The sequence below is a fragment of the Lentisphaerota bacterium genome (assembly GCA_016873675.1).
GTDB lineage: Bacteria > Verrucomicrobiota > Kiritimatiellia > RFP12 > JAAYNR01 > VGWG01.
In genome coordinates, this window is the sequence record VGWG01000209.1 from 1 (window position 1) to 1,902 (window position 1,902).

Consider the following 1,902-nt stretch of genomic DNA (forward strand, 5'->3'; position numbering starts at 1 on the left):
GTCGGGCCAGGTGAGCGCGTACTGGATGGCAAAGCGCATGTCGGGCGGCGACAACTGCGCCAGCACCGAGCGGTCGGCGAACTCCACCAGCGAATGGACGATGCTCTGCGGATGCACGAGCACATCCACCCGGTCTACGGGAATGTTGAACAGCCAGCGCGCCTCGATCACTTCCAGCCCCTTGTTCATCATCGTCGCCGAATCAATCGTGACCTTCCGCCCCATGCGCCAGCGGGGATGGTTGAGCGCATCGGCCACCGTGACCCGCGCAAAATCGACCGCCGGATCGGCGGCGAACGGGCCGCCCGACGCCGTCAGGACCAGTCGCCGCACCCGCGTCTCGGCGAACCGCGACGGATCGGCGCCGGCCGCCCGGACGCACGCCGCCTCGCAGCACCCCGCCTGCAGGCACTGGAATACGGCGCTGTGTTCGCTGTCGACCGGCAGCAACCGCACGCCGCACGCCTCCCGGCGGCGCATCACGAGCGCCCCCGCAGCGACCAGCACCTCCTTGGTCGCCAGGGCCACATCCTTGCCCGACTCCATGGCCGCGAGCGTCGGCCGCAGTCCGGCCAACCCCACCAGCGCGCACAACGCGAGGTCGGCTTCTGCGGCGCCCGCCAGCTCCTCGACCCCCGCCTCGCCATCGAGCACGTCCAGTTCCGGCGCCAGCCGCCGCGCCGCGGCCGCCGCCGCCGGATCGGCCAGGGCCACCCGCCGCACACCGAACTGCCGCGCCTGCTCGACCAGCCGCGCAGCGTTGGCGCGGGCGGCCAGCGCCGCCACACGCACGCGCCCGGGGAGCGCCGCCGCCACCCGCAGCGCGCTCTCGCCAATCGACCCCGTGCTGCCCAATAAGACGAACGACTTCATGCGTGGAACCAGGAAAAGTAGAAGAACACGACGGCCGGGGCGAACACGAGGCTGTCAAACACATCCAGCACGCCGCCGATCCCCGGCAGGTAGCCGCCGGAGTCCTTGGCGTTAACCGCCCGTTTGAAGAGCGACTCGATCAGATCGCCCAGCACCCCCACCACGCCCAGCACCAGCCCCAGCGCCACGGCATGCCACAGAGAGACGTGCGCGAAAGGACCGGTCGGCAACGACGGGACGTGCCGGGCCGCCGCAACCGCGCCCACGCTGCTGGCCACGGCCACGACCATGCCGCCCCAGAAACCCTCCCATGATTTTTTCGGAGAGACACGCGGGAACATCCGGTTGCGCCCGTGCCAGCCGAAGGCGAGACCGCACGCATAGGCGCCCGCGTCGCACATTTTCAGCACCAGCGCCGTGTAGAACACGAGGAACACACCCTCCCGCGTGATCTCAAACGGCGCCGTCGCCCCCCACTGCGCCAGCCGCAGGAAGAACGAGAGCATGAACGGGAGGTAACAAAACCCCAGCGCCGTCACCGCCGCGTTGCGCAGCGGATCTTTGGCCCTCGAATCCAGCAACAGTCGCGTCAGCAGTCCGAAAAACATCAGCGCCAGCAGCAGACACTCATAGGGAAACCCGCGCGGCAGATCATTCCCCAGGTGCAGCGGCAGGGCGAACAGCGCCGCGAGCCAGACCGCGCCTCCCGCGATCCCCAGCGTCTTGGAGACCGCCAGGCCGCCCCGCTCGCACAACCGGTAAAACTCATAGAGGGTCAGTCCGGAAAAAATCTGAAGCACGACAAACAACGCCCAGCCGGGCAGGTAGCACAGCACGCCGACCCAGAAACAGGCCACGGCGACACCGGTGATAATCCGTTTGATCATCCCACGGTCCCTCCCCGAAGCGCGTCGCCTCCTCGAATGCCGCCGAAGCGCCGATCCCGCTCCGCGTAGGCCTCCAGGGCGGCGCGAAAATCGTCCGCGCTGAAATCGGGCCACAGCACCGGCGTGACCACCAGCTCGCTGT

At 68.8% G+C, this 1,902-nt stretch carries 3 protein-coding genes; all 3 read right to left on the reverse strand.

Annotation, left to right across the window (positions count from 1 at the left end; all coding sequences use genetic code 11):
* A partial coding sequence (locus FJ222_12755) for a 1-deoxy-D-xylulose-5-phosphate reductoisomerase (protein ID MBM4165291.1) occupies positions 1-873 on the reverse strand: 873 nt, incomplete at its 3' end.
* A complete protein-coding gene (locus FJ222_12760) occupies positions 870-1,760 on the reverse strand; it encodes a hypothetical protein (protein MBM4165292.1) in 891 nt (296 codons plus the stop codon). The genes FJ222_12755 and FJ222_12760, both read right to left, overlap by 4 nt.
* Positions 1,757-1,902: undecaprenyl diphosphate synthase family protein (locus FJ222_12765; protein MBM4165293.1), on the reverse strand; the 146-nt coding region annotated here is incomplete at its 5' end. The genes FJ222_12765 and FJ222_12760, both read right to left, overlap by 4 nt.